Origin of the sequence: Lentzea xinjiangensis (genome assembly GCF_900110955.1) — a bacterium.
Lineage (GTDB): Bacteria > Actinomycetota > Actinomycetes > Mycobacteriales > Pseudonocardiaceae > Lentzea > Lentzea xinjiangensis.
Genome location: NZ_FOFR01000006.1, coordinates 77838 through 101317, shown reverse-complemented (window position 1 = coordinate 101317; position 23480 = coordinate 77838). Strand labels below are relative to the sequence as shown.

Below are 23480 nucleotides of genomic sequence, written 5' to 3'. Positions count from 1 at the left end.
CGGGGTTGACGGCTGGCCGGGGAAGGTTGAGGATTCAACGGACAGTTGTCCGCATGCCGGTCAAGGAGGTCCGATGGTCGTCGAACATCGTCCTGTTGTCCTGAGGAACGGCACCGTGCTGACGATGGACGGCCGGCGGAGGGTCCTCGCGGACCACGACGTGCTCGTCACCGGCGACCGGATCGCCGCGATCGGCCCCCGGCTGGAGGTGCCCGAGGGCACCGAGGAGGTCGACGCCTCGAACGGCATCGTCATGCCCGGCATGATCGACACCCACCGGCACCTGTGGCAGACCGCGATGCGCGGCTACGGCGCCGACTGGACGCTCACGCAGTACTTCGTCTGGTACTACCTGGAGTGGGGCAAGGCCTTCCGGCCGCAGGACGTCCACGCCGGCAACCTGCTCGGCGCGGCCGAGGCGCTCGACGCCGGTGTCACCACCACCGTCGACTGGTCGCACGGGCTGCAGACGACCGAGCACGCCGACGCCGCCGTCGACGCGCTCCAGGCGATACCGGGCCGGTTCGTCCTCGCCTACGGCAACATCCAGGACTCCCCCGCCTCCTGGACGGCCAGGCCGGAGTTCCGCGACTTCGTCTCCCGCCGCATCACCGGCGACGACATGCTGGGCTTCCAGCTCGCCTTCGACGTCACCGGCGATCCGGAGTTCCCGGAGAAGCCCGCGTTTGAAGTCGCCAGAGAACTCGGCGTCCCCGTGACCACCCATGCCGGCGTGTGGGGCGCGACGAACGACAACGGCATCCGGCTCATGCACGACCACGGCTTCATGACGCCGCAGTCCATCTACGTGCACGCGGCGACGCTGTCCGCCGACTCCTACCACCGCATCGCGGCCACCGGCGGCTCGATCTCCGTGTCGACCGAGAGCGAGCAGAGCGCGGGCCAGGGCTACCCGCCCACCTGGGCGATCCGCGAGCACGGCATCCCGGTGTCGCTGTCCATGGACACATCGGTGTGGTGGAGCGGTGACCTGTTCTCCGCCATGCGCGCGACGCTGGGCGCCGACCGGGCGCGTGAGCACATGGCGGCACACAGCAACAACGACACGGTCACACACTCGTCGTTAAGGGCCGAGCACGTCGTGGACTGGGCGACGATGGGCGGAGCGCGCGCACTGGGCCGGGACGCGGACCTCGGCAGCGTCGAGGTCGGCAAGAAGGCCGACATCGTGTTGCTGCGCAACGAGAACTCCCCCGCGATGTTCCCGATCCTCCACCCGTACGGGCACGTGGTGTTCCAGGCACAGCGGTCCGATGTGGACACCGTGCTCGTCGACGGCCGGATCGTGAAGCGCGGCCACGAGCTCGTCGGCGTGGACCTCGGGCACATCCGCGCGCAGGTCGGGCAGACCCTCGACCACCTGAAGGCGCGACTGGGCGAGGAGGCGTGGCGGAAGGGCATGAACCCCGACATCCCCGAGTCGAAGGTGCTCGACAACCCCTACACGTACACGGAGTACCGCGGCGACACCCGGACGTCCCTCTGATGGGCGCGCTGGACGGCCTGCTCGTCGCCGACTTCTCCCGCGTGCTCGCGGGCCCCTACGCCACGATGCTGCTCGCCGACATGGGCGCCACGGTCGTCAAGGTCGAGGGACCGCAGGGGGACGAGACCCGCACGTGGACACCGCCCGTGCGGGACGACGTCTCGACGTACTACCTCGGGATCAACCGGGGCAAGCGGTCGATCGCACTCGACCTGCGCGACGCCGGGGACGCCGCGCTGGGCCGGGAGCTGGCGCGGCGCGCGGACGTCCTGATCGAGAACTTCAAGCCGGGCGGCCTCGCGAAGTACGGCCTCGACCACGCGAGCGTCAGCGCCGTCAACCCGAAGGTGGTCTACGCGTCGATCACCGGCTTCGGGTCGGGCGAGGGCAGGCACGTGCCCGGCTACGACCTGATGGTGCAGGCGATCTCCGGCCTGATGAGCCTCACCGGCGACCCCGAGGGGCCGCCCTACCGCGCCGGCATCTCGGTGTTCGACGTGATGGCGGGCAACCACGCGGTGATCGGCATCCTCGCGGCGCTGCGCCACCGCGACGCTACCGGGCGGGGCCAGCTCGTCGAGGTCAACCTGCTGTCGTCGGCGCTGACCGGACTGGTGAACCACAGCTCGGCGTACGTCGCGGGCGGGGTCGTGCCGCTGCGGATGGGCAACGCGCACCCCAGCGTGTTCCCGTACGAGCCGCTGCCCACCGCCGACAACGACCTCATCGTGGCGGCGGCCAACGACGGTCAGTTCCGCAGGCTGTGCGAGGTGCTCGGGCTGCCCGGGGTGCCGGACGACCCGCGGTTCGCGCACAACGCCGACCGGACGCGCAACCGCGAGGAGCTGCGGCCGGTCCTGGTCGAACGGCTGCGCACCCGCGGCGCCGTCGAGTGGTTCGACCTGCTCGTCGCGGCCGGGGTGCCGTGCGGGCCGATCAACACGATCGACGGCGGGTTCGCGATGGCCGAGCGGTTCGGCCTCGACCCGGTCGTGGTGGTCGGCGACGTGCCGACCACGCGGCACCCGATCCGCTTCTCCGAGACACCGGCGGCCTACGAGCTGCCGCCACCCGGACTGGACGAGCACGGCGCCGAGCTGCGCGCGTGGCTGGAGGACGACCGTGACGGTCTATGAGACAGCGCTCGGCGCATCGACGCCGGACACGATCACGTTGCTGGGACAGGACCTCGCACGGGACGTGATGGGCAACGTCGGGTTCGGCGAGCTGGCCTTCTGGCTCGCCACCCAGCGCCGGCCGAGCCCCGGTGAGACGCGGGTCTTCGAGGCCGTGCTGGCCGCGCTGGCCGACCACGGCTTCACCCCGACCGCGATCGTCACCCGCCTCACCTACCTGTCCGCGCCCGACTCCGTGCAGGGAGCGCTGGCGGCCGGGCTGCTCGGCGGCGGGTCGAGGTTCCTCGGCGTCACCGAGGACGCGAGCCGGTTCCTCAGCTCCGTGGTGAGGTCCGCCGAGCTGCCCGCCGACGACGACGGCTGGGACGCGCTCGCGCTGGAAACCCTGCGCGCGCGAGGCAAAGCGCGCATCCCCGGCCTCGGCCACCACGTGCACAAGAACGGCGACCCGCGCACGCCGCGGCTGTTCCAGATCGCCGAGGAGGAAGGCCTGCTCGGGCCGCACCTCTCGCTCTTCGCCGCGATCGGCCGGGTCCACCCGCGGGTGCTCGGCAAGACCCTGCCCCTCAACGGCGCCGGCACGTGCGGCGCGGCGCTGGCCGACCTCGGGCTGCCGCTGGAGCTGTTGCGGGGCTTCGCGTTGCTGGCCCGCACCGCCGGGCTGATCGGGCAGCTCGCCGAGGAGCTGCGCAATCCCGTCGCCAACGACATCTTCCTGTCCGTGGACACCAACACCAGGTCCATCGCGCCCGCAGAGGAATGAGTGAGCAATGCAGCTCGTCACCGAAGACAACATCACCGCTCTCGCGCAGGAGCGCTGGGCCACCGCGAAGGACCCGCGGACCGCGCAGCTCATGACCGCGCTCGTCCGCCACCTGCACGACTTCGCCCGCGAGGTGCGGCTCACCGAGGCCGAGTGGATGGCCGCGGTGCGGTGGCTCACCGCGACCGGGCAGATCAGCGACCCCAAGCGCGAGGAGTTCATCCTCGCCTCCGACGTGCTCGGGCTGAGCATGCTCGTCGTGCAGATGAACCACCGGTTCTCCCCCGGCGCGACACCGGCGACCGTGCTCGGGCCGTTCCACATCGACGGCTCCCCCGAGCTCGGCTTCGGCGGCGACATGTCCGACGACGTCACGGGAACCCCGCTCTACGTCACCGGAACCGTCCGATCGCTCGACGGCAGCCCGGTGCCGGGCGCCGTGCTGGACGTCTGGCAGGCCGACGCCGAAGGGGCCTACGAGGCGCAGCTCGACGTCGACGAGGCGCGGCTGCGGGCGAAGTACCGCGCGCGTGAGGACGGCGCGTACTGCGTGCGCACCATCGCGCCGAAGGGCTACTCGATCCCGATGGACGGACCGGTCGGCGAGCTGATCGGGCAGACGGCGATCAGCCACTTCCGGCCCGCGCACGTCCACTTCCTGCTCACCGCCGAGGGCCACGAGCCGTTGATCACGCACCTGTTCGAGGAGGGCGCCGAGTACCTCGACAGCGACGTCGTGTTCGGCACCAAGCAGGAGCTCCTGGTCAGGTTCGAGCACCGCGAGCCCGGCACCGCGCCCGACGGCACCACGTGCGACGTGCCGTGGATCGAGGCCAGGTACGACTTCGTGCTGCAACCGTGCGCGCAGCACTGATCACTCGTCCCGGTCAGCCTCCGGCGTGGGCCGACCGGGACGAGCCCCGGCCCGCACCCGGCGAGGTCGTCGTCGACGTGCTGGCCGCCCCCGTCACCCCGCTGGACCTGCTGTGCGCCACGGGAACCTCGTACTTCGGCGTGCCCGCGGCACCGTACGTGCCCGGGGTGCAGGGGGTCGGGACTGCCGACGGGCGCGCGGTGTGGTTCCCCACGACGGCGGGCATGGCCCCCGGCGACGGGAGCATGGCCGCGAAGGCGTTGGCACGCAGGGAGGACCTCGTCCTCCTGCCGGAGGGAACCGACCCGGTCGCGCTCGCCGCGCTCGGGCTGTCCGCCGTCGCCGCGCACATGGCGCTGACCTGGCGCGGTGAGCTTCGGCCCGGCGAGACCGCCATCGTGCTCGGCACGGGCGCGGTCGGGCAGGCCGCGATCCAGCTCGCCCGGCTGGCGGGAGCCGGGCGCGTGGTGGCCGCGGCGCGGTCCGCGCGAGGCCGTGACCGGGCGGTGCGCGCCGGTGCCGACGCGGTGGTCGCACTGGACGCCGACGACGTGACGAACCGGTTCGCCGAGGCCGCGGAAGGCGCCGATCTCCTGCTCGACCCGCTCTTCGGCGCGCCCGCCGCCGCGGCCGCCGCGGCGCTGAAGCCGGGTGGCCGGTGGGTGAACCTGGGCGCCTCGGCCGGCGAGACCTGTCCGGTCACCTCGTCGCTGCTGCGCAGCCGGTCGTTGCGGCTGTCCGGCTACACCAACAACGAGCTCACGCCGCGGCAGCGGGCGGACGCCATCACCGCCATCGCCCGGTACGCGGCGCGGGGCGTGCTCGCGGTCGACCACGAGGCGGTGCCCTTCGACGAGGTCGCCGACGCCTGGCGGCGCCAGGCGGAGGGCCGCACGAGCGGCCGGGTCGTGCTCGTCCCGCGCTGAGCCGCCGTCTGCGCCATGATCGCTCCGGGAACTGATCGGACGAGATGGGCGGTGTGCGTGGACAGGCGCGAGTTTCTCAAGGTCACGGGACTGGCCGGCGCGGGCGCGGTGCTCGCCGCCTGTTCCACCCCGGCCACTCCGGTGCCGGCGCCGCCGCCTTCCCCCGCTCCGTCCACATCGTCCGTTCCGAGTGGACCACCCGATTGGGCGACTCTGCGGTCCAGGCTGACCGGCCGGCTGGTGCTGCCGGGCGAGGAGAGCTTCACCTACCAGGGGTTCAACCCCGTGTGGAACGGCCGCACGCCCGCCGCCGTCGCCCGGTGCGCGTCGGCGGAGGACGTGCGGGCCTGTGTCGAGGTGGCCCGCCTCCGCGCGCCGATCGCCGCCCGCGCCGGTGGCCACAGCTACGCCGGGTACTCCTCGCCGGAGAACGGCCTGCAGGTCGACCTGAGCCGGCTGGCCGGCGTCGAGGTGCTGCCCGGCAACCAGGTCCGCGTCGGCGGCGGCGCGACACTGGGCGAGGTGTCCCGCGTTCTCGCCGCCTCCGGCCGCTGCCTGCCCGTCGGCACGTGCCCGACCGTCGGCGTCGCGGGCCTCACGCTCGGCGGCGGCATCGGCATCCTGGCCCGCAAGCACGGCCTGACGTGCGACCACCTGGTCTCGGCGCAGGTCGTCACGGCCGACGGCCGCCTGGTCACCGCGTCCGCGCAGCAGGAACCCGACCTGTTCTGGGCGTTGCGCGGCGGTGGTGGCGGCAACTTCGGGATCGTCACCGAGCTCGTGTTCGCCACCGTGCCCGCGTCCGCCGTGACCGTGTTCACCCTCCACTACGGCGCCGGTGCCGTCGCGGACCTGCTCGGCTCGTGGCAGGGCTGGCTCGCGCAGGCGCCCGGCGAGCTGTGGTCCAACGTCGTCGTCCGCGGCGGCGCCCAGCCGACCTGCCGGGTCAACGGCTGCTTCGTCGGGCCCGCCGGCGGCCTCACCTCGCTGCTGAACGACCTGCCGGCGCCCGCGTCCCGGTTCGTCCAGGCGCAGAGCTACCCCCAGGCCACCCAGTACTTCGCGGGCACCGGCATCGAGCACGAGTCGTTCGTGGCGTCCTCGCGGATCGTGCGCGAGCCGATCGCCGACCCGGCCAAGGCCGTGGACCTGATGGCCGGCCAGTCCACCGAGTCGTACCTGATCTTCGACGGCCTGGGTGGCGCGGTGGCCGGCATCGCGCCGGACGCCACCGCGTTCCCCCACCGCAGCGCCCTCGCGTGCGCCCAGATCTACTTCAAGACCCCGCCGGAGGGCGCGACGGAGACCGCCCGCGCGATGGGACAGGTGCGGGACGGGCTCGGCGCGCTGGTCGGCGCGACCGGCTACGTCAACTACATCGACCCGCAGCTGCCGAACTGGGCCGAGGCCTACTACGGCACCAACCTCGCGCGGCTGCGGGAGGTCGCCGCGAAGTACGACCCGGACCGGGTGTTCGCGTTCGCCCAGGCGGTGCCGCGCTAGGACGCCCTGGCGACCGCGCTGAGCCGGTGCAGCCGCAGCCCGAGCTGCAGCTCCAGGTCGTTCTCGGTGCGCCAGTCGGCGCCGAGGACGTCGCTGACCCGGTCCAGCCGCTTGAGCAGCGTGTTGACGTGCACGTGCAACGCGCGGGCGGTCGCCGCGACGTTGGCGCGGTGGCCGTAGTAGGCGCTGAGGGTGCCGACGAGGTCGGTGCCGCGCCGCCGGTCGTAGTCGACGAGCGGGCCGACCGAGCGGTCGAGGAAGCGGTCGAGCTCGCGGGCGCGGTCGGTGTCGAAGATCATCGCGTAGAGGGCGTAGCGGCCGGTCGTGGCGCCCAGGTCGGTGTGCCCGAGCGCTCTCACGACCGCGCCGCAGCGCCCGGCGAGGGAGAAGGCGCGGGACCAGTCGTGGTGCACCGCGCGTTCCGCTACGACCACGACCGGGCCGCCCAGCGCGCGGCGCAGCCGGCGGTGGACCTCCTCGGCGGTGTGGTCGTCGTCGGCGCTGTGCACGATCATCGTGGCCCTGCCCAGGTGCTCGCCCGCGAGTCCCGCGCAGTCCCTCGCGATGTCGTGCAGGTGGCGCGCGAGCTCGGTCGGCGGCACCGCGGGCGAGTCCGCGACGAGCACCAGGTTCAGCCGGTCGGCGTCGATGCCCCTGGCGCGGGTGCGGGCGCGCTGGGCCGCGCTGATGCCCGGGCTGCCGACCATGAGCTCGGTCAGCAGCTCCCCGCTCAGCCGTTCGCTCGCGTCCGCGACGGCCCGCTCCTTGAGGATGAGCAACCCCAGGATGTGGGTGGCCCGCTCCAGGGTGCGCAGGTCCATGTCGTCCGAGACACCGCGCCCGGTGGCCGCCTCCCTGCTCCACGCCAGTGCGCCGAGGTAGCTGTCGCCCGCCTGGACCGGGGCGACGCTGTGGGCGACTCCGCCGGTGCCGGCGGCGGTGGTGCACCGGCCGGAGCGGTGTGCGTTCTCGACGACGTCACCGAGGTCGAGCTCCGCCGGGATCCGGCACGGGTTCGACGCCGAGTCACGCCGGACGAGCACCGCGCCCGCCCGGTCGAGCAGGGTGACGGACCCGCCGAGCTGGTCGGCGAGGAGCTGCGCGACGTCGTCCGGTGTCCCGCCCTCCAGCACCACCCCGGTCAGGGCTTCGTGGATCGCCTGCGCCCGCTCGACGACGGACACGTGTTCCTCGATCTTGCGGTACGCGGTCCGCAGCTCCCGCAGGGCGGCGCGGCTCTCCTCGTAGAGACGGGCGTTGTCCAGCGCCACGGCGGCGTGGTCGGCGAACGCGCTCAGCAGCGCGATCTCGCCGGCGTGGAACGACCGCTCCGAGCGGTCCGCGGCGAACAGCGCGCCCACCACCTCGCCCCGGATCACCAGGGGCACACCGAGGAGGGCGACGAGGTCCTCGGTGACGACCAGGCGGTCGAAGCCGGGATCGTGGTGGATCAGGGTCGACGCGGCGTAGTTGCGCACCCACTGCGGCCGCCGGGTGGCCAGCACCTTGCCGCCGAGCCCCACGCCGGCCGGGATGGTCGCGGTGAGGAAGGCGGCGGAGATCGTCCCCTCCGCGGCTCTGGCCGACAGCCTGCCGTCCGCGACCAGTGACAGGTACGTGAAGTCCGTGCCCATCAGGTCGTGGGCGTGGCGGACGATCGACTGCAGCACGTCGTCCAGCTCGCCCAGCGCGGTGAGGGACTTCGCCGTGGCGTACAACGACGCCAGTTCGCGCTGCCGGCGCACGAGCGCGTGCGACTCGGTCTCGCCGTTCGAGTCGATGGCCACGGTGCCGTCCCTCCTCGGCGCCAGGTGGGAGAAACGTCCACCGAACCTGTGCCAGGCGTGTGTGATGCAGACCTCAGCCACAGCGTAACGCCGTCCTAACATGGCCGACACCATCTGCCAGCGCTACCGACGAAGGCGGCCTGTATGGCAACCCCCATCGCCCAGCCCGACGAGCAGTCCGCGCAGTCCGACGCCGCCTCGTCCGCGACTCGCCGCCGAGGTTTCCGCAAGCTGCTGACCGTGGGGCTGATCGGCAGCTCGATCGAGTGGTACGACTTCTTCCTCTACGGCACGGCCGCCGCGCTGGTGTTCCCCAAGGTGTTCTTCCCGCAGTCCTCCGCGCTGACCGGCACCCTGCTCGCCTTCAGCACGTTCTGGGCGGGCTTCGTGGCGCGCCCGGTCGGCGGGGTGCTCGCCGGGCACTTCGGTGACAAGTACGGGCGCAAGCCGGTCGTCGTCACCTGCCTCGCGCTCATGGGGGCCGCGACCTTCCTGATCGGCTGCCTGCCCGGCGCGTCGTCCGTGGGCGCGCTGGCGCCGATCCTGCTGGTGACGCTGCGCTTCCTGCAGGGCCTCGCGGCCGGCGGCCAGTGGGGCGGCATCATGCTGCTGCTCACCGAGTCCGCGAGTCCCAAGCGGCGCGGGTTCGCCGGGACCTTCGGCCAGACCAGCGTCTTCGTCGCCGTGATCATCTCGAACCTGATCTTCGTCGCCGCCAGCGGCCTGATGCCGGACGACGCCTTCCTGAGCTGGGGCTGGCGGATCCCCTTCCTGGTCAGCGTCGTGATGTTCGCGGTGGTCCTCTACATCCAGGCCAAGGTGGAGGACACCCCGGAGTTCCGCGCGCTGCGGCAGGAGGTCTCGAAGCCGGAGCGGGCCGTGGTCCGCGCCCCGCTGGCGAGCGTCATCCGGACCAGGTGGGGAACGATCCTGCTCGGCTGCGGCATCCTCTCCGCCACCAACAGCCTCTTCTACGTCAGCATCGCCGGACTGCTGAACTACGGCACCACCACCCTCAAGCTCGACCGCGACCCGCTGCTCGCGGTGGTGCTGCTCAGCTCGGTGGCGATGCTCGCGGTCCTGCCCTGGGCCGGTCACCTCTCCGACCGGATCGGGCGCCGGCCGCTGATCCTCGTCGGCGGCCTGGGCGTCGCGCTCTGGGCCTTCCCGTACTTCGGGCTCGTCAACACCGCGTCACTGCCGCTCATCTTCGTCGCCGTGGTCGTGGGCTTCACGTTCCAGTGCCTCACCTACGGCCCGATCGCGAGCTTCCTCGGCGAGCTGTTCGCGCCCAACGTCCGCTACTCCGGGGCGTCGCTGTCCTACCAGCTCTCCGCGATCATCATCAGCGGTGGCACGCCGTTCCTCATGACGGCGCTCATCGCGGAGACCGGCAGCACCGTCCCGGTCGCCGCCTACATCGCCGTCATGGGGCTGATCACGTTCGTCAGCGCGTGGTTCCTGCCCGAGACGAACCCCGCCGAGATCCGCGAGGACCCGCAGGCCGTTCCCGGCACCCACCTCTACCGCTGAAAGGAACCCAGCGTGCGGACACCACCTCGCCCACTCGCCCTGCTCGCGGTCGCGGTCCTGCTGCCGGGCACCGCTCTTCTCGCCGCCGGCTCCGCCGCCTCGTCGCCCGGCAGGACCGTTCCGGCCTGCGCCGCGCTGGACCGGCTGAGGATTCCCGCCTCGGTGATGAGCCTCCCCACGACCGGCGGCCGCGTCACGGCGGCCACCACCACCAGCGCTGTCGTGAGTGGACAGACGATCGAGTACTGCCAGGTCGACGCCGACCTGCACCCCGTCGACCCGGCGGCACCCGCCATCAAGATGCGGGTCGCGCTGCCGCACGGGTGGAACCGCTAGGCGTTGATGTTCGGTGGCGGCGGCTACAACGGCACCGTTCCCGCCCTCACGGGCAACGTGCCGTTCGCCGCCGCGGACCAGCCGGCGCCGCTGGCCCGCCACTACGTGACGTTCGCGAGCGACTCGGGCCACCAGCAGGGTCCGGCGGCCGTTCCGTCGCTGGACGGCTCGTTCGGCGTCAACGACGAGGCGGTGCGGAACTTCGCCGCCGGTGACGCGCTGAAGAAGACGCACGACGCGAGCCTGTTCCTCGTCCGGCGGGCCTACGGGCGCACACCCACCGAGGTGTACTTCGCCGGCGGCTCGACCGGCGGCCGGGAAGCGCTGGTCGTCGCGCAGCGGTGGCCACGGGCGTTCGACGGCGTGATCTCGGGCTACCCCGCGTGGAACAACCTGGCGGAGGTCCTGGACCTCGGCTACCTGACGCACGTCCTGTCCCGCCCCGGCGCGTTCCCCGGCGCCGAGAAGCAGAAGTTGTTGTACGACAGTGTGATCGCCGCGTGCGACGGCCTGGACGGCGTCGCGGACGGGGTCGTCTCGAACGAGAGCGCCTGTCACTTCGACCCGCGGGTGCTGCGCTGCCCCGACGGCGCCGACACCGGCCCGGCCTGCCTGTCCGATCCCCAGGTCGGGGCCGTGACCGCGATGTCCACGCCGTTCCGGTGGCCGTACCGGGTCGCGAGCGGCGAGACCCAGTACCCCGGCTTCCCGTTCCTGTCGGGAGCGGACATGCGGACGCCGTTCCTCGGGTTCGGCACGACGGCGCCGGCCAACGCCATGCCGGCCACGAGCGGCTACGGCATGCAGTACTGGGACCAGTGGGTCAAGCACTTCCTGACCCGCGACCCCGGCCACAGCCCGCTCGACGTGGACCCCCGGCGCCCCGGCAGGTGGCTCGACCGGATCAGCCACCTCTCCACCGTCCAGGACCGCAACAACGCCGACCTGGGACCGTTCGCGCGCTCCGGCGGCAAGCTGCTGATGCTGCACGGCGCGGCGGACGAACTGGTCTCGCACCGGTCGACGAACGACTACTACCAGCGCGTGCGCGCTCTGCTGGGCCCGGAGAAGACACGGGAGTTCCTGCGGTACTACCTCGTGCCCGGCGCCAACCACGCGAACTTCGGCACGCCGGCGTTCGCCGCCGGCTGGGACTCGCTGACCGCGCTCGAACGCTGGGCCGGGAGCGGGCAGCCGCCGCGGGACCCGGTCGTCACCGACATCACCCACGACCGCACCCGGCCGTTGTGCGAGTACCCGGGCTGGCCCCGGTACCGCTCCGGTGACCCGGACAGCGCGGCGAGCTTCGTCTGCGCGCGCTGACGTGGGCGTGCCGTCACTCAGTCGACGTGCACGCCGATCGGGTGCCGGACGTCCCGGACGCACGTGAAGATGTTCAGGTTGCCCTCGCGGCCGAACTCCCACTCGACGTCGTCACCGGACGGCTCGTGCGTCGCGAGCGACAGCGTCTGGCGCTGCTCGGCGCCGCAGTCCGGGCACGTGAACTCGACCGGGCCGCTCTGCCACCACGCGGTCCAGCCACCGATCTTCGTGCCGCCGGAGACCTTGTCGGCGTGCTCGGTGTACCGGATCGGCTCGAGCACGTTGACCGTCGGAACGTAGGCCTCCACCTGCGCGTGCGGTTCGGGCTCCTCCTCGATCAGCTCGAAGACCGTCGTGGAGTCGCGCCACACGAGCCGCACGTCCGGGCCGTAGGCGTGCGGCAGGTCGTGGTGCAGCGTGCAGAGGAACACCTGGAGCAGGTCCGTGCCCTCCGGGAACGGCACCTCCGGGAAGTCCCGCCGGTAGAGCTGCACGGCGCCGACGAACGGCTCGCCGCCGCTCGCGGGATCGTGCGCGGCGCCGTCGCAGTGCGGCCACGGCTCGTCGATCGGCCACAGCATCGGCCCGCCGATGTGGCTGTCGGCGTCCGTCGGGTCGCCTTCCAGGGGGTTCAGCAGCACCGCCGGACGCGCCTGCTCATCCGTGATCGACACAAACCGCAAGGCTAGTCGCCGGGCCACCGCGGCGGGGTAACGATAGTGAGACCGGTACCGACCACGCAGGCATGAGGTTCTTGATCACACCCGCGCTCCTCGCCGTCCTCGTGGCGGGCTGCACCGCGGAGATCACCGGGTCCGGTTCCCGGTCGGGCACCGCGTCGCCCACTTCCGACGAGACGAGCACGCGGGAGACGAGCAAGACGACCCGGCCGCCGACGACGACCACCACCACCACCACCACGGCAGGCGGGGTCACCGCCCTGAACGGCGTGCCTCCCGAGCAGTACGAGGGCCTGCCCTCGCAGTTCTGCGACCGGCCCTTCACCGGCGCCCTGGGCAAGCCGATGCTGGCCGTCGTGGTGGAGACTCCGAAGGGGCGGCTGAACTGCGACCAGGCCGCGGCGGTGCTCGTCGACTACTACGCCGAACGCTCCGAGCCCAAGGCGGGCCTGCCCCCGGTCGTGATCGGGCCGATGTCGTGCAACCAGGTCGCCGAAGGGCTGCTGCCCCAGGTCGTGTGCGCCGACGCCGACAACCTCATCTACTCGATGTGGCCGCAGACCTGACGTGGGCGGGGCGTTCGCCCCGCCCACCTGCCGGTTTCAGCCGGGTCCGGTTCAGTCGGTGCCGGACTCGATCGCCGCGGCGTCGAGCAGCGCGTCGGCCTCCGAGACCTCACCGCGCGAGGCGATGACCTCGGCGCCGCCGTCGGGCACGTCGCCGATCAGCTTGGTCGGCTCGACCTGGGCCGCGATGAGCGCCGACTGGCGGGTGCCGACCATGCCGAGGCCCGCGAAGAGCTCCAGCTTGGCCCGCGAGTCCGCGATGTCGAGGTTGCGCATGGTGAGCTGGCCGATGCGGTCGACGGGGCCGAAGGCCGAGTCCTCGGTGCGTTCCATCGACAGCTTGTCCGGGTGGTAGCTGAACGCCGGGCCGGACGTGTCGAGGATCGAGTAGTCGTCGCCCCGGCGCAGCCGCAGCGTCACCTCGCCGGTGACCGCGGAGCCGACCCAGCGCTGCAGCGACTCGCGCAGCATCAGCGACTGCGGGTCGAGCCAGCGGCCCTCGTACAGCAGACGGCCGAGCTTGCGGCCCTCGTTGTGGTACGCGGCGACGGTGTCCTCGTTGTGGATCGCGTTCACCAGGCGGTCGTAGGCGATGTAGAGCAACGCCATGCCGGGCGCCTCGTAGATGCCGCGGCTCTTGGCCTCGATGATGCGGTTCTCGATCTGGTCGGACATGCCGAGACCGTGGCGCCCGCCGATCGCGTTCGCCTCCAGCACGAGGTCGACGGAGTCGCCGAACTCCTTGCCGTTGATGGTGACCGGGCGGCCCTGGTCGAAGCCGACGGTCACGTCCTCGGTCGCGATCTCGACCGACGGGTCCCAGAACTTGACGCCCATGATGGGCTCGACGATCTCGATGCCCTCGTTGAGCAGCTCGAGCGACTTGGCCTCGTGCGTCGCGCCCCAGATGTTCGCGTCGGTCGAGTAGGCCTTCTCGGTGCTGGCGCGGTAGGGCAGGCCGCGTTCCTGCAGCCACTCGGACATCTCCTTGCGACCACCGAGCTCGGTCACGAAGGCCGAGTCGAGCCACGGCTTGTAGATCCGCAGCGACGGGTTCGCGAGCAGGCCGTAGCGGTAGAACCGCTCGATGTCGTTGCCCTTGTAGGTGGAGCCGTCGCCCCAGATCTGGACGTCGTCGTCGAGCATGGCGCGCACGAGCATCGTGCCCGTGACCGCACGCCCGAGCGGGGTGGTGTTGAAGTACGCGCGGCCACCGGAGCGGATGTGGAACGCGCCGCACGCCAGTGCCGCGAGCCCCTCCTCGACGAGCGCGGCACGGCAGTCGACCAGGCGCGCGATCTCGGCGCCGTACGTGCCGGCGCGGCTGGGGACGGTGTCGATCTCGGGCTCGTCGTACTGACCGATGTCCGCGGTGTACGTGCAGGGCACAGCGCCCTTCTCACGCATCCACGCGACCGCGACGGAGGTGTCGAGACCACCGGAGAAGGCGATGCCGACGCGTTCGCCGGCCGGAAGTGAAGTGAGCACCTTGGACACGATGAGAATTATGCACGACGATGTATGGGCATGCACAGCCGGGGTGCCCGTGACCCAGCCGTGCCGCTCGTGACCGGGGTGCGGCACCCCGAGGCGGATCGGAAGGCGGTCATGTTCAGAGGGTGCCGCGAGGTCGGCTCCGCGCGCGGATGTGACCGGATCTCGAGGTGAACACTTGTGGATCACACCCGGCGGGAACCACGGAATTCCCCGTTACGCCGGAGTGGAGCGGGCGTTGCCGAAATTCGTCCTGATGCTCCACCGCACACACGCCACGCTGCGGCAACGGACCGACAGCCGGGACCCATGACCGGTTCCGCCGCCGAGCTGTGAAATTCCCGGTACGGCGAAGATTCGGCGAACTGGCTGGACGCGAACACGGTTCATGTACCACCTTCTGCCTCGCAAGCCTCTCCGCTCCCCTGCTCCCCGGAATCGAGGCCCCTGTTGAGGAAGAAGCTCCTGTCCGCACTGGCCGGCGCGCTGCTGATCACCGCCCTGTTCCCCGGTGTCGCGCTCGCCGACCCGCCCGCCGCCATCCCGGCCAGCTACGAGGAGGCCGACGGCAAGTGGCAGCCGGCCTTCGACTACGACGGCGACGGCTGCTACCCCACCCCGGCGATCTCCCCGACCGGGCAGATCGCGCCGGGCCTGAACAACTCCGGCGCCCTGAACGGCAACTGCCACGACCGGTCCGACCTGGACAACACCAACTCCTACAGCCGGTCCAAGTGCAACAACGGCTGGTGCGCCTACCTCTACGACCTGTACTTCGAGAAGGACCAGGCCGTGCCGGGCTGGGACTGCTGCGGCCACCGCCACGACATCGAGCACGTGATCATCTGGGTGCAGAACGACGTCGCCCAGTACGTCTCGACCTCGGAGCACGGCAAGTACAAGACGCACCCGCGTGGCAACGTCCAGTGGGAGGGCACCCACGCCAAGATCATCTACCACAAGGACGGCGTCAGCACGCACTGCTTCCGGCTGGCGGGCGCGGGTGAGCAGGCGGAGAACCACTACGGCGTCTACCAGTACCCCGACCTGGTGAGCTGGAACCGATTCCCGGCCGGGGTGCGCGACAAGCTCGTGAACGCGGACTTCGGCAGCGCGTCGCTGGCGATCAAGGACAGCGCGTTCAACCACAACCTGGGCATCGCCAAGCCGGCCGGGATCTCCTTCGACCCCAACGCCTGATCACCTCGCCGGCCTGATCACCTCGCCGGCCGGGTCACCTCGCCGGCTGGGTCACTTCGCGACCCGGTCGAGCCACTCGGCCAGGAGGGCCCGTTCCGCCGGGGACAACGCCGGCGGCGGGTCCTCCTGCAGTGCCGTCCGCAGCGCGATCGCGCGGCTCGGGATGTCCGTCGCACCCCGAGGTGAGGCGTCCGCCGTGATCGCCCTGACCACCTGCTCGCGCGAGAACTCGACCAGCCCCAGGTCGCGCTCGTCCTCCGGTGTCGCGATCAGCGCCAGCACGACGCCCATGCCCGCCGCGTGCACGTACTGCGCGGCCTGCTCGACCGGCACCGTCAACCGGCCCGCCGCCGCGATGCGGCTGATGATCGCGCGGAGCATCGCGTCCGCCTCCAGCCGCGCCGCCCTCTTCCGCGGCTCCCCGTACATCAGCAGGTAGAACGCGGGCCGCGCCAGGCCGAACCCGATGTGCAGGTCGAACCCGCGACGCAGGTCGTCGACCGGGTCGTCACCCACGCCCATCGCGTGCTTGCTCTCGAGGTAACCGGAGAAGCCGTAGGTGGCGACGGCGTCCAGCAGGCCGTCCTTGTCCCCGAACAGCCGGTAGAGCGTCGGCGCCTGCACCCCCGCCGCGGACGCCACCGCGCGCGTGGAGACAGCCTCCTTGCCACCCTCGATGAGCAGCTCCGCCGCCGCTTTCACCAACCGTTCCCTCGTGTCCATGTAGCGACGATAACACGATGCCGGTAGCGCTGATTCGGTATCGATGCTACGTTGAATCTGTTATCGACGGAAACAGGAGCTAGGAGCATCGACATGACTCGCGTTGCGATCGTCACGGGCGGATCGAGGGGCATCGGACGGGCTGCCGCCGAGCGCCTGGCCGCCGACGGGATGGCCGTGGTCATCGTGTACGCCGGTAACCAGACCGAGGCCGGCAAGACCGTCGAGGGGATCAAGGCATCCGGTGGCCAGGCCGTCGCCGCGCAGGCCGACGTGGGTGACGAGAACGCCGTCGCCGCCGCGTTCGACGTGGCCGAGCAGACGTTCGGCGGCGTGGACGTCGTCGTGAACTCGGCGGGCATCATGCCGTTGGGCACGGTCGCGGAGATGGATCTCGAGGTCTTCGACCGCATCATGCGCACCAACGCGCGTGGCACGTTCGTCGTGTCGCAGCAGGCCGCACGCCGCCTGCGCACCGGCGGCGCGATCATCAACGTCTCGTCGTCGGTCGTGGGCCTGCGGTTCCCGCAGTACGGCGCCTACGCCATGTCGAAGGGCGGCGTCGAGGCGCTGACCCTCGTGCTGGCCCGCGAGCTGCGTGGCCGCGACATCACCGTGAACACCGTCGCCCCCGGTCCCACCGCCACGGCGCTGTTCCTGGAGGGCAAGGACGAGGAGACCGTGGCCAACCTCGCGAAGCAGGCCCCGCTGGAGCGCATCGGCGTGCCCGAGGACATCTCCGAGGTCGTCTCCTTCCTCGCGGGCCCGGCCCGCTGGATCAACGGCCAGACCATCCGCGCGAACGGAGGCATCATCTGATGGGCAAGATCATCGTCGTCACGGGCGCATCCAGCGGTTTCGGGGCGTTGGCGGTCCGGCAGCTGGGTCTCGTCGGCCACACGGTCTACGCGGGCATGCGGGAGACCACCGGCCGCAACGCCGGCGCCGTCGCCGAGCTCGCCGCCTACGCCTCCGAACACGGGGCGGACCTGCACGCCGTCGAGCTCGACGTGCAGTCGCAGGAGTCCGCGGACGCCGCCATCGCGTCGATCATCGCGGAGCAGGGACGTCTCGACGTGGTGGTGCACAACGCGGGCCACATGGTCACCGGCCCGGCCGAGGCCTTCACCCCCGAGCAGTACGCGGCGCTGTACGACGTGAACGTCCTCGGCACGCAGCGGGTCAACCGCGCGGCGCTCCCGCACCTGCGCGGTCAGCGCTCCGGCCACGTCGTGTGGGTCGGCAGCACCTCGACCCGCGGCGGCACTCCCCCGTACCTCGCCCCGTACTTCGCCGCGAAGGCCGCGATGGACGCCGTGGCGGTCTCGTACCGCGCCGAGCTGCTGCGGTTCGGCATCGAGACCACGATCGTCGTGCCGGGCGCGTTCACGCGCGGCACCAACCACTTCGCGCACAGCGGCACGCCCGCCGACGACAGCGTGGCCGCGGCCTACGAGGAGCTCTACCCCGGCCTGGTGGAGCAGGTGGGCGCCCGCTTGGCCGAGCTGGAACCGCCGTGGGCCGACGCGGGCGACGTGGCCGACGCGATCGTGGACGTGGTGTGCGCCGCGAAGCCCCCGTTCCGCGTGCACGTCGATCCCTCGTCGGACGGCGCCGAGGTCGTCAACGCGGTGGCGGACCGGGTCCGGGCGGAGTTCCTGCGGCGGGTGGAGCTGGCCGACCTGGTCTAGCGGTGGGCGAGGAGCGCGGACGCGGTCACTTCACCAGCCCACCACGACCAGCTCCGCCTTCCCGACCCGCAGCACCCCGTCGCCGAGCGGTACGCAGCGGATGCCGCCCTTGCCGCGCAACGCCTTGAAAGCCCCAGGAGCGATGACGACGTCCATCCAGGCGCACGGGCTCGCCGGCCGGTGCACCTCGAACCGCACCGGCCCGTCGCCGGTGTCGAGGCTGAACACCGCGCCTCGCGCCAGCGAGTCCACGTCGAACCCCCGCACCACGACGTTGCGCCGCGCCACCAGCGGGTCCACCGGCCACGGGTCGAGCGACTCGGCCGCGATCAGCGTGACGGCGGCGTTGCGGTGCGCCGGGTGGTTGAAATAGCGGTCGCCGACGATGCCGAGCCCTGCCCGCACGGTCACGTGGTCGTGCCCGACGGGTCCTGGATCGGGGAGAGGGCCGTCCGACGGACGGCCCTCGTAGGCGTGCACGGGTGAGACGTGCAGCGCGACGACCTCTACTTCTCGCCGGGTTGCCATCCAGGCCTCACGCGACGACCTTGCCCGGCCGCTTCCCCGTCCGCACCCAGGAAGTCATGATCAGGAGGCTAGCAGCACCGGTGCCGTTACCCCACGGCACGGATCCGCGGCATCGCAGCCATCACGTTGCCGGACATCCACCTTCGGAGCACACGACGGTGCTCATTCGACAGCGAGGGAAACGCGGCTGACCCCGACGAAGTTGCCCGGATAGGGTTGAACCGCGTAAAACCCGCGCCACGGTTCAGTTCCCGAAATCGGCTTGTAGCGGTGGGCGAACCACAGACGCCAGTCTGAAGCCGGTCCGGCGAGGTGGAGGCGTTCTCCACTGCCAGTGGCCGAGATGTCGAAGAACGAGCCCGGTACGGGCACGATCGCCGCAAGCCCTCGCGCTTTCTCCCAGGACCCGTCGACTGGGTCACGAGAGGTGTAGATCGGGCTGAGGTCAGTGAGGGCGACCACGTACAGCCTACCGTCCGCAACGGCGCATCCGACCCTGAGCGGCTCTCGTTGAGGGTAGTTCTGCGAAGCTGCCTGGACGTCGCCGAACTCCGTCCAGGTGCCCGCCGCGTCGGCACGTCGAATCGCGTGCCAGAGACCGAAGTTCGTGGGTTCGGTGACCAGGACGTGAAGCTCTCGACCGGCGCTCGCAACCGCTACATCGGTGGGTAGTTTCGGTGTGCTGGCGACTGCGTTCCGCACGTTGTCGAAGCGGGACCAACCGCCGTCCGGGTACCTGATCGTGTGGTGGAGCCCGAACGGGTCGATAGTCACCACGACCAAGTGCAGTTCGTTGCCGATGGCGGCCATGGACACCGCCCAGACTCCGTACAGGTGTCCGGCATTCGTGGTCTTGACGTCCCGGAACGGCGACCATCCGCCGTGGGCGTGGCGAATCGTGTGCATGAGTCCACCGGGATCCGTCATCACGACCACGTGCAATTCGCCGTTGACCACGGCGGCGGCCACATCTCGCACTGCGCCTGGATCGCCGGCCGAAGTGGCGGTCACGTCGCCGAATGCCGACCACGAGTCCGCCCTCGCCCCCAGGACCCCTATCGCGTGGTAGAGCTCGCCGTCCATCCCCCTCATGACAGCATGCACGTTGCCGACCGCTGAATTCGCCGGCTTCGGCATGAGCGTCGAGACGACAGCCGCCGATGTCAGACCAATGGCTGATCGACGGGAAAACTTGCGCATGGCTCGCCCCATTCTCCGGTGACGCGCCAGGTGATCATCGTTGTGATCCGTGCGCGAGTTCGATCACGCGTAGTCCCGGCGACACCCGCACGCCAGCCCAACGGTCCATCGTTCCTGTCACGACACATAGTCGTGGACAGGTCGGCACACATCCAGCCGACGGCGCACCGTCACCGGATCGGCAGATCGGTCGTGGTGGTTCGTCGTTCAGCTCGCGGCCCCGGCGGGGTCGGCGGCGAAGGTCGCGGCGACCTTCGCGTAGAACTCGGCCGGGTCCTCGGCGAGGCCGGCCTTCGTCGTGCGGCTCCACTCGTCGACGAGGACTTCCGCGGCACCGCCGGCCAAGCCGTCGAGCGCCGCCCTCACGATGTCGCTCGTCTTGAGCAAGGGGCCCTCGTAGCCGGCCATCATGTCGGTGTCGGCCGCGCCGAGGTGCAGCCCCAGCACCTGCGTGCCCTGGCCGGCGAGCTCGACGCGGGTGCCGGCGGTCAGGCTCCACTCCGCCGCCTTCGCCGCCGAGTACGACGTGGCGCCGTCCCAGGAGAACCAGGACAGGGCCGACAGGACGTTGACGACGGCCCCACCGCCGTTGCGGCCGAGGACGTCGGCGAACGCGCGGGTGACGCCGAGCGTGCCGAAGAAGTGCGTCTCCATCTCCCGGCGGATCCGGGCCAGGTCACCGCGGACGAGGTTCTGGCCCGTGGCGATCCCGGCGTTGTTGACGAGCAGGGTCACGTCCCCGGCCTGCCGCGCCGCCCGTTCGACGGTCTCGGCGTCGAGCAGGTCCAGCTCCACGGGCACGACATCCGGCGTCGTGATGGTGCTGACGTCACGGGCGGCGGCGTAGACCTTCCTGGCGCCGCGCGCGAGCAACTGGCTGACGAACTCCTTGCCGAGGCCGCGGTTGGCCCCGGTGACCAAGGCGACCGATCCCTCGATGTCCATCGTGCTGTCCTTCCGGTTGTCGGTTCTGACCGAAGGCTAGAACCTGACACCGGTGTCAGGTTCTACCGGAAGTGGCGGAGGTTACAGCGTCCGAAAAGGACTTCCTGTGAACCCGTCGCGGCTGCTGTCACACCGAAGGCGTGCCGCGATCCGGTACTCACCCGGAGCGCTTCCCCGAAGCCGTTTGAACGCACGGCTGAAGGCGTGGGATGAGGAGTAGCCAACGGCTTTGGCGACGATTTCGACCGGTTCGTCGGTGTCGCGCAGACGCAGGGCGGCGAGGTTCATGCGCCACTGCGCCAGGTACTCCCCCGGAGGCTGGCCGAGCGCGTGGGGGAAGCGGCGGGCCAGCGTGGCCCGGGAGACCGCGATGTGGTGAGCCAGACTCGTCGTGGTCCAAGGCTTTTCCGGGGCGGCGTGGATCGCTTCGAGAGCGTCCCGCACGACGGGGTCCGCAGTGGCGCCGAGCCACGAGGCGCCGTGCGGTCCGGACCGCGCGTCCAGCCGGGAGCGGATGAGCTGGACCAGCAGCAGGTCGGTCAGGCTGTTCACCGCCGCGACGGTGCCGATGCCGGGACGGCTCAGCTCGTGGGCGAGCAGGCTGATGACCCCGGCCAACGACGAGTTGCACCGAGCCGAGACGGACACGGGCTCGCCGAGCACCTCGAGAACAGGTGACCTCACCTCGGGATCTTGCTCGTAGTGAACGGTGATCAGCTCGGTCTCGGGCGGCGAGGTGCCGAACACGACGCGGTCACCGCGGTCTCGCACCACCTTGGCGGCCGCCGCGTCACAAGTACCCATGTGCACACCGGGCGCGCTCGAAAGACCGTGCCGGGTGCCCGGCGGGAGCAGGACGACGTCACCTGCCCGCAGCTGCGTCGGTGCTCGGCCGGAGATCGCGAGCCAGGCGTTGCCGTTCGCGATCGCGTGCAGTGCGGGTCCGGGGAAGTCGTCGAGCCAGAGCCCCCACCTTCCGCCGGCCGCGGTGCGCGTGCCCAGCGAGCCACGGGCGCCCGAGACGCGCAGCACGTCGGCGAGAACGTCCATGCGTCGGTGAACAACGCCGGGGATGACGGCGATACCGGCGGAGCGGCAACGTGGCGACGGTCACAGCGCGGACCTGCCTGCCTCGGGCCGTACCGCCGGTCTCGGCGCTTCCCCGTCGCGGGAGCCGTGACACGAACGGCCACATCCATGACACACAGGATCATCGCCGTCGCCGGTTCCCCGTTTTAACGTCGAGGTGTTCGTTCTTCGCCGGGAGAGCAAGGCCGATCGACCCGGCTTCACGTGCCCCTCCCGCCGATGTCCGGCGCAGGTTCGCGCACCGGCGGCAACCACCACAGAAAGGCCAGAAGTGAAAGGACCCACGGCGCGACCCCGAACCAGGGTGTTCGCGATGCTCACCGTGATCTTGGCCGCGATTCCCGCGTTGACGGCCCCGGCGACGGCGTCGTCCGCGCCGGCGCCGGGTGCGTCCCGTCCGGTCTTGATCTCGAGCACGCCGCACCCCGAACCGGCGTGGTTCAACGCCGATGCCCGCCTGCTCGTGCACACCATGCCGACCGTGACCGGCGGCCGGACCACAGCGACCACCCTGCTGTTCACCCCGCGCGGCAAGGCTCCACGCGGTGGATGGCCGGTGGTCGCCTGGGCGCACGGCACCACCACTCCGGGCAACAAGGACTGCGCGCCCAGCCTCACCCCTGACGACCTCGACGGTGGCTTGACCCGCGATGGCTTCGCGAGCGACTACGCCTGGGAGCTCGGGCACCTGGTCAATGCCGGGTACGCCGTGGTCGCACCCGACTTCGAGGGACTCGGCCCGCGCGCCACCACGCCTCTGCCCTACTACAGCGCGGACAGCCTCGCCCGTTCGCTGATCACCGGCGTGCAGGCCGCTCGCCAGGCCGAACGAACGCTGTCGAACAGCTACGTCGCCGTCGGCCACTCCGACGGCGGTCATGCGGTGCTGGGCGTCGAAGCCCACGCCGGGGAGGCCCCGGAACTGCGCTTCGCAGGTACCGCGGCCCTCGCGCCGTTCACCTCGATCCCGAAGCAGGTCGCGGCGTTCGAGCGGGACGCGCAGACGTCGCCCGACCCCGTCACCGCCGCGAACGGGCGCGTCAACGCGCAGTTCAACGTCGCGCTGATGGCTGTCGGACTGGCCGCGCGCCAGCCCTTCGACCCGACCACGATCATGGGCCCCCACCTGGCGGAGGTGCTGCCGCGGTTCGCCGCCCAGTGCTCGGTGGGTGCCAACGCGGTCATCAGGCAGGCGGTCGAGGCCAAGCCCGGCAGCTTCGCGGGGTACCACCCCGACTGGGCCGCGAACGAGGCCATGCGGAACTTCCTCGCCATCAGCGATCCGGGCGCCGATCCACGTTTCGCCTTGCGCAAGCCGACGTTCATCGCACAGGGCACGAACGACGCGTTCGTCTTCGAGGAGGTCGTCACCCCGTTCGTGGCGACCGCCCGGCAGAACGGATCGCCGATCGATTACCGGATCTACCCCGGCGCCGACCACTTCAGCCTGATCAAGGCCTCCGGCGAGGACCTCCTGGACTTCCTCGCCCGGCGTCTGCCGCGCTGACCGGACGACCCGCTCGAGCGCTGGGGTGGGCAGCGCCCGAGCACCGCGCATCCGTTCGCCGAAGGGCGCTGATCGCCGAACCAAGTTCACCCGCGCGGCCGCAGTCCCACACAATCCGATCGCATGATCGGATTACCACCGTTCAATCAGCCATTTGTCTAGCCTCGCC

Annotated in this window: 22 protein-coding genes; 14 read left to right on the top strand and 8 right to left on the bottom strand. The window is 71.1% G+C overall.

Going from position 1 to position 23480, the window contains the following annotated elements; translation table 11 throughout:
- The first annotated feature begins 73 nt into the window (after window positions 1-73).
- Genes BMW88_RS15695 through BMW88_RS15670 form a run of 6 tightly spaced genes read left to right on the top strand, consistent with a single transcriptional unit; the run spans window position 74 to window position 6709 of the window.
- Window positions 74-1507 (top strand): amidohydrolase family protein, encoded by a 1434-nt coding sequence (locus BMW88_RS15695; RefSeq protein ID WP_089951451.1) that lies wholly within the window; start codon window positions 74-76, stop codon window positions 1505-1507.
- Entirely contained in the window at window positions 1507-2643 is a 1137-nt protein-coding gene (locus tag BMW88_RS15690; protein WP_089951450.1) for a CaiB/BaiF CoA transferase family protein, read from the top strand. Before BMW88_RS15695 ends, BMW88_RS15690 begins: the two co-directional genes overlap by 1 nt.
- Window positions 2630-3406, top strand: a complete 777-nt coding sequence (locus BMW88_RS15685; protein ID WP_089951449.1) for a citryl-CoA lyase — start codon at window positions 2630-2632, stop codon at window positions 3404-3406. The genes BMW88_RS15690 and BMW88_RS15685 overlap by 14 nt, the downstream gene beginning before the upstream one ends.
- 7 nt (window positions 3407-3413) lie before the next feature.
- Window positions 3414-4280, top strand: a complete 867-nt coding sequence (locus BMW88_RS15680; protein ID WP_089951448.1) for a dioxygenase family protein — start codon at window positions 3414-3416, stop codon at window positions 4278-4280.
- Window positions 4265-5206: a quinone oxidoreductase family protein gene (locus BMW88_RS15675; RefSeq protein WP_089951447.1), complete on the top strand. Its 942-nt coding sequence runs from the start codon at window positions 4265-4267 to the stop codon at window positions 5204-5206. The genes BMW88_RS15680 and BMW88_RS15675 overlap by 16 nt, the downstream gene beginning before the upstream one ends.
- Before the next feature lie 57 nt (window positions 5207-5263).
- Window positions 5264-6709, top strand: a complete 1446-nt coding sequence (locus BMW88_RS15670; protein WP_342715081.1) for an FAD-binding oxidoreductase — start codon at window positions 5264-5266, stop codon at window positions 6707-6709.
- On the opposite strand, the gene BMW88_RS15665 is transcribed toward BMW88_RS15670, so the two are convergent.
- Window positions 6706-8496, bottom strand: a complete 1791-nt coding sequence (locus BMW88_RS15665; RefSeq protein ID WP_245777807.1) for a helix-turn-helix domain-containing protein — start codon at window positions 8494-8496, stop codon at window positions 6706-6708. The genes BMW88_RS15670 and BMW88_RS15665 overlap by 4 nt on opposite strands.
- 144 nt (window positions 8497-8640) lie before the next feature.
- On the opposite strand from BMW88_RS15665, the gene BMW88_RS15660 reads away from it, so the two are divergent.
- Genes BMW88_RS15660 through BMW88_RS15655 form a run of 3 tightly spaced genes read left to right on the top strand, consistent with a single transcriptional unit; the run spans window position 8641 to window position 11688 of the window.
- Window positions 8641-10029 (top strand): MFS transporter, encoded by a 1389-nt coding sequence (locus BMW88_RS15660; protein ID WP_089951444.1) that lies wholly within the window; start codon window positions 8641-8643, stop codon window positions 10027-10029.
- 12 nt (window positions 10030-10041) lie between these two features.
- Window positions 10042-10365, top strand: a complete 324-nt coding sequence (locus BMW88_RS43270; protein WP_245777806.1) for a tannase/feruloyl esterase family alpha/beta hydrolase — start codon at window positions 10042-10044, stop codon at window positions 10363-10365.
- A gap of 6 nt (window positions 10366-10371) precedes the next feature.
- Window positions 10372-11688, top strand: a complete 1317-nt coding sequence (locus BMW88_RS15655; RefSeq protein WP_245777846.1) for a tannase/feruloyl esterase family alpha/beta hydrolase — start codon at window positions 10372-10374, stop codon at window positions 11686-11688.
- A gap of 17 nt (window positions 11689-11705) precedes the next feature.
- Here the strand turns inward: BMW88_RS15655 and BMW88_RS15650 are convergent, their stop codons facing one another.
- Window positions 11706-12362, bottom strand: coding sequence for a YwqG family protein (locus tag BMW88_RS15650; protein ID WP_089951443.1), 657 nt, complete (start codon window positions 12360-12362; stop codon window positions 11706-11708).
- Window positions 12363-12433: 71 nt separating this feature from the next.
- On the opposite strand from BMW88_RS15650, the gene BMW88_RS15645 reads away from it, so the two are divergent.
- A complete protein-coding gene (locus tag BMW88_RS15645) occupies window positions 12434-12934 on the top strand; it encodes a hypothetical protein (RefSeq protein ID WP_089951442.1) in 501 nt (166 codons plus the stop codon).
- A gap of 51 nt (window positions 12935-12985) precedes the next feature.
- Here the strand turns inward: BMW88_RS15645 and argG are convergent, their stop codons facing one another.
- Window positions 12986-14431, bottom strand: coding sequence for an argininosuccinate synthase (gene argG / locus BMW88_RS15640; protein WP_089951441.1), 1446 nt, complete (start codon window positions 14429-14431; stop codon window positions 12986-12988).
- 447 nt (window positions 14432-14878) lie between these two features.
- Here argG and BMW88_RS15635 point away from each other — a divergent pair, with 447 nt between their 5' ends.
- Window positions 14879-15628, top strand: coding sequence for an NPP1 family protein (locus BMW88_RS15635; RefSeq protein ID WP_218148076.1), 750 nt, complete (start codon window positions 14879-14881; stop codon window positions 15626-15628).
- A 51-nt stretch (window positions 15629-15679) separates the two neighbouring features.
- Here BMW88_RS15635 and BMW88_RS15630 read toward each other — a convergent pair whose 3' ends face one another.
- A complete protein-coding gene (locus tag BMW88_RS15630; RefSeq protein WP_089951439.1) occupies window positions 15680-16351 on the bottom strand; it encodes a TetR/AcrR family transcriptional regulator in 672 nt (223 codons plus the stop codon).
- Between the two features lie 93 nt (window positions 16352-16444).
- Here BMW88_RS15630 and BMW88_RS15625 point away from each other — a divergent pair, with 93 nt between their 5' ends.
- Both BMW88_RS15625 and BMW88_RS15620 read left to right on the top strand, forming a co-directional pair.
- The gene (locus tag BMW88_RS15625) at window positions 16445-17170 is read left to right on the top strand and encodes an SDR family oxidoreductase (RefSeq protein ID WP_089951438.1); all 726 of its coding nucleotides are present in this window, start codon (window positions 16445-16447) and stop codon (window positions 17168-17170) included.
- Entirely contained in the window at window positions 17170-18042 is an 873-nt protein-coding gene (locus BMW88_RS15620; protein WP_089951437.1) for an SDR family NAD(P)-dependent oxidoreductase, read from the top strand. The genes BMW88_RS15625 and BMW88_RS15620 overlap by 1 nt, the downstream gene beginning before the upstream one ends.
- Before the next feature lie 30 nt (window positions 18043-18072).
- Here the strand turns inward: BMW88_RS15620 and BMW88_RS15615 are convergent, their stop codons facing one another.
- From BMW88_RS15615 to BMW88_RS15600, 4 genes are all read right to left on the bottom strand, one after another.
- Window positions 18073-18570 carry an MOSC domain-containing protein gene (locus BMW88_RS15615; RefSeq protein WP_089951436.1) on the bottom strand — a complete coding sequence of 166 codons (498 nt, stop codon included), beginning with the start codon at window positions 18568-18570 and terminating at the stop codon, window positions 18073-18075.
- Window positions 18571-18732: 162 nt separating this feature from the next.
- A complete protein-coding gene (locus BMW88_RS15610; RefSeq protein WP_143116093.1) occupies window positions 18733-19770 on the bottom strand; it encodes a hypothetical protein in 1038 nt (345 codons plus the stop codon).
- A gap of 207 nt (window positions 19771-19977) precedes the next feature.
- On the bottom strand, window positions 19978-20715 hold the full coding sequence (locus BMW88_RS15605) for an SDR family oxidoreductase (RefSeq protein WP_089951434.1): 738 nt from the start codon (window positions 20713-20715) through the stop codon (window positions 19978-19980).
- Window positions 20716-20796: 81 nt separating this feature from the next.
- Window positions 20797-21765 (bottom strand): AraC family transcriptional regulator, encoded by a 969-nt coding sequence (locus BMW88_RS15600; protein ID WP_089951433.1) that lies wholly within the window; start codon window positions 21763-21765, stop codon window positions 20797-20799.
- A 352-nt stretch (window positions 21766-22117) separates the two neighbouring features.
- Between BMW88_RS15600 and BMW88_RS15595 the strand changes: the two genes are divergently transcribed.
- Window positions 22118-23311 (top strand): alpha/beta hydrolase family protein, encoded by a 1194-nt coding sequence (locus BMW88_RS15595; RefSeq protein ID WP_143116092.1) that lies wholly within the window; start codon window positions 22118-22120, stop codon window positions 23309-23311.
- Window positions 23312-23480: the final 169 nt, after the last annotated feature.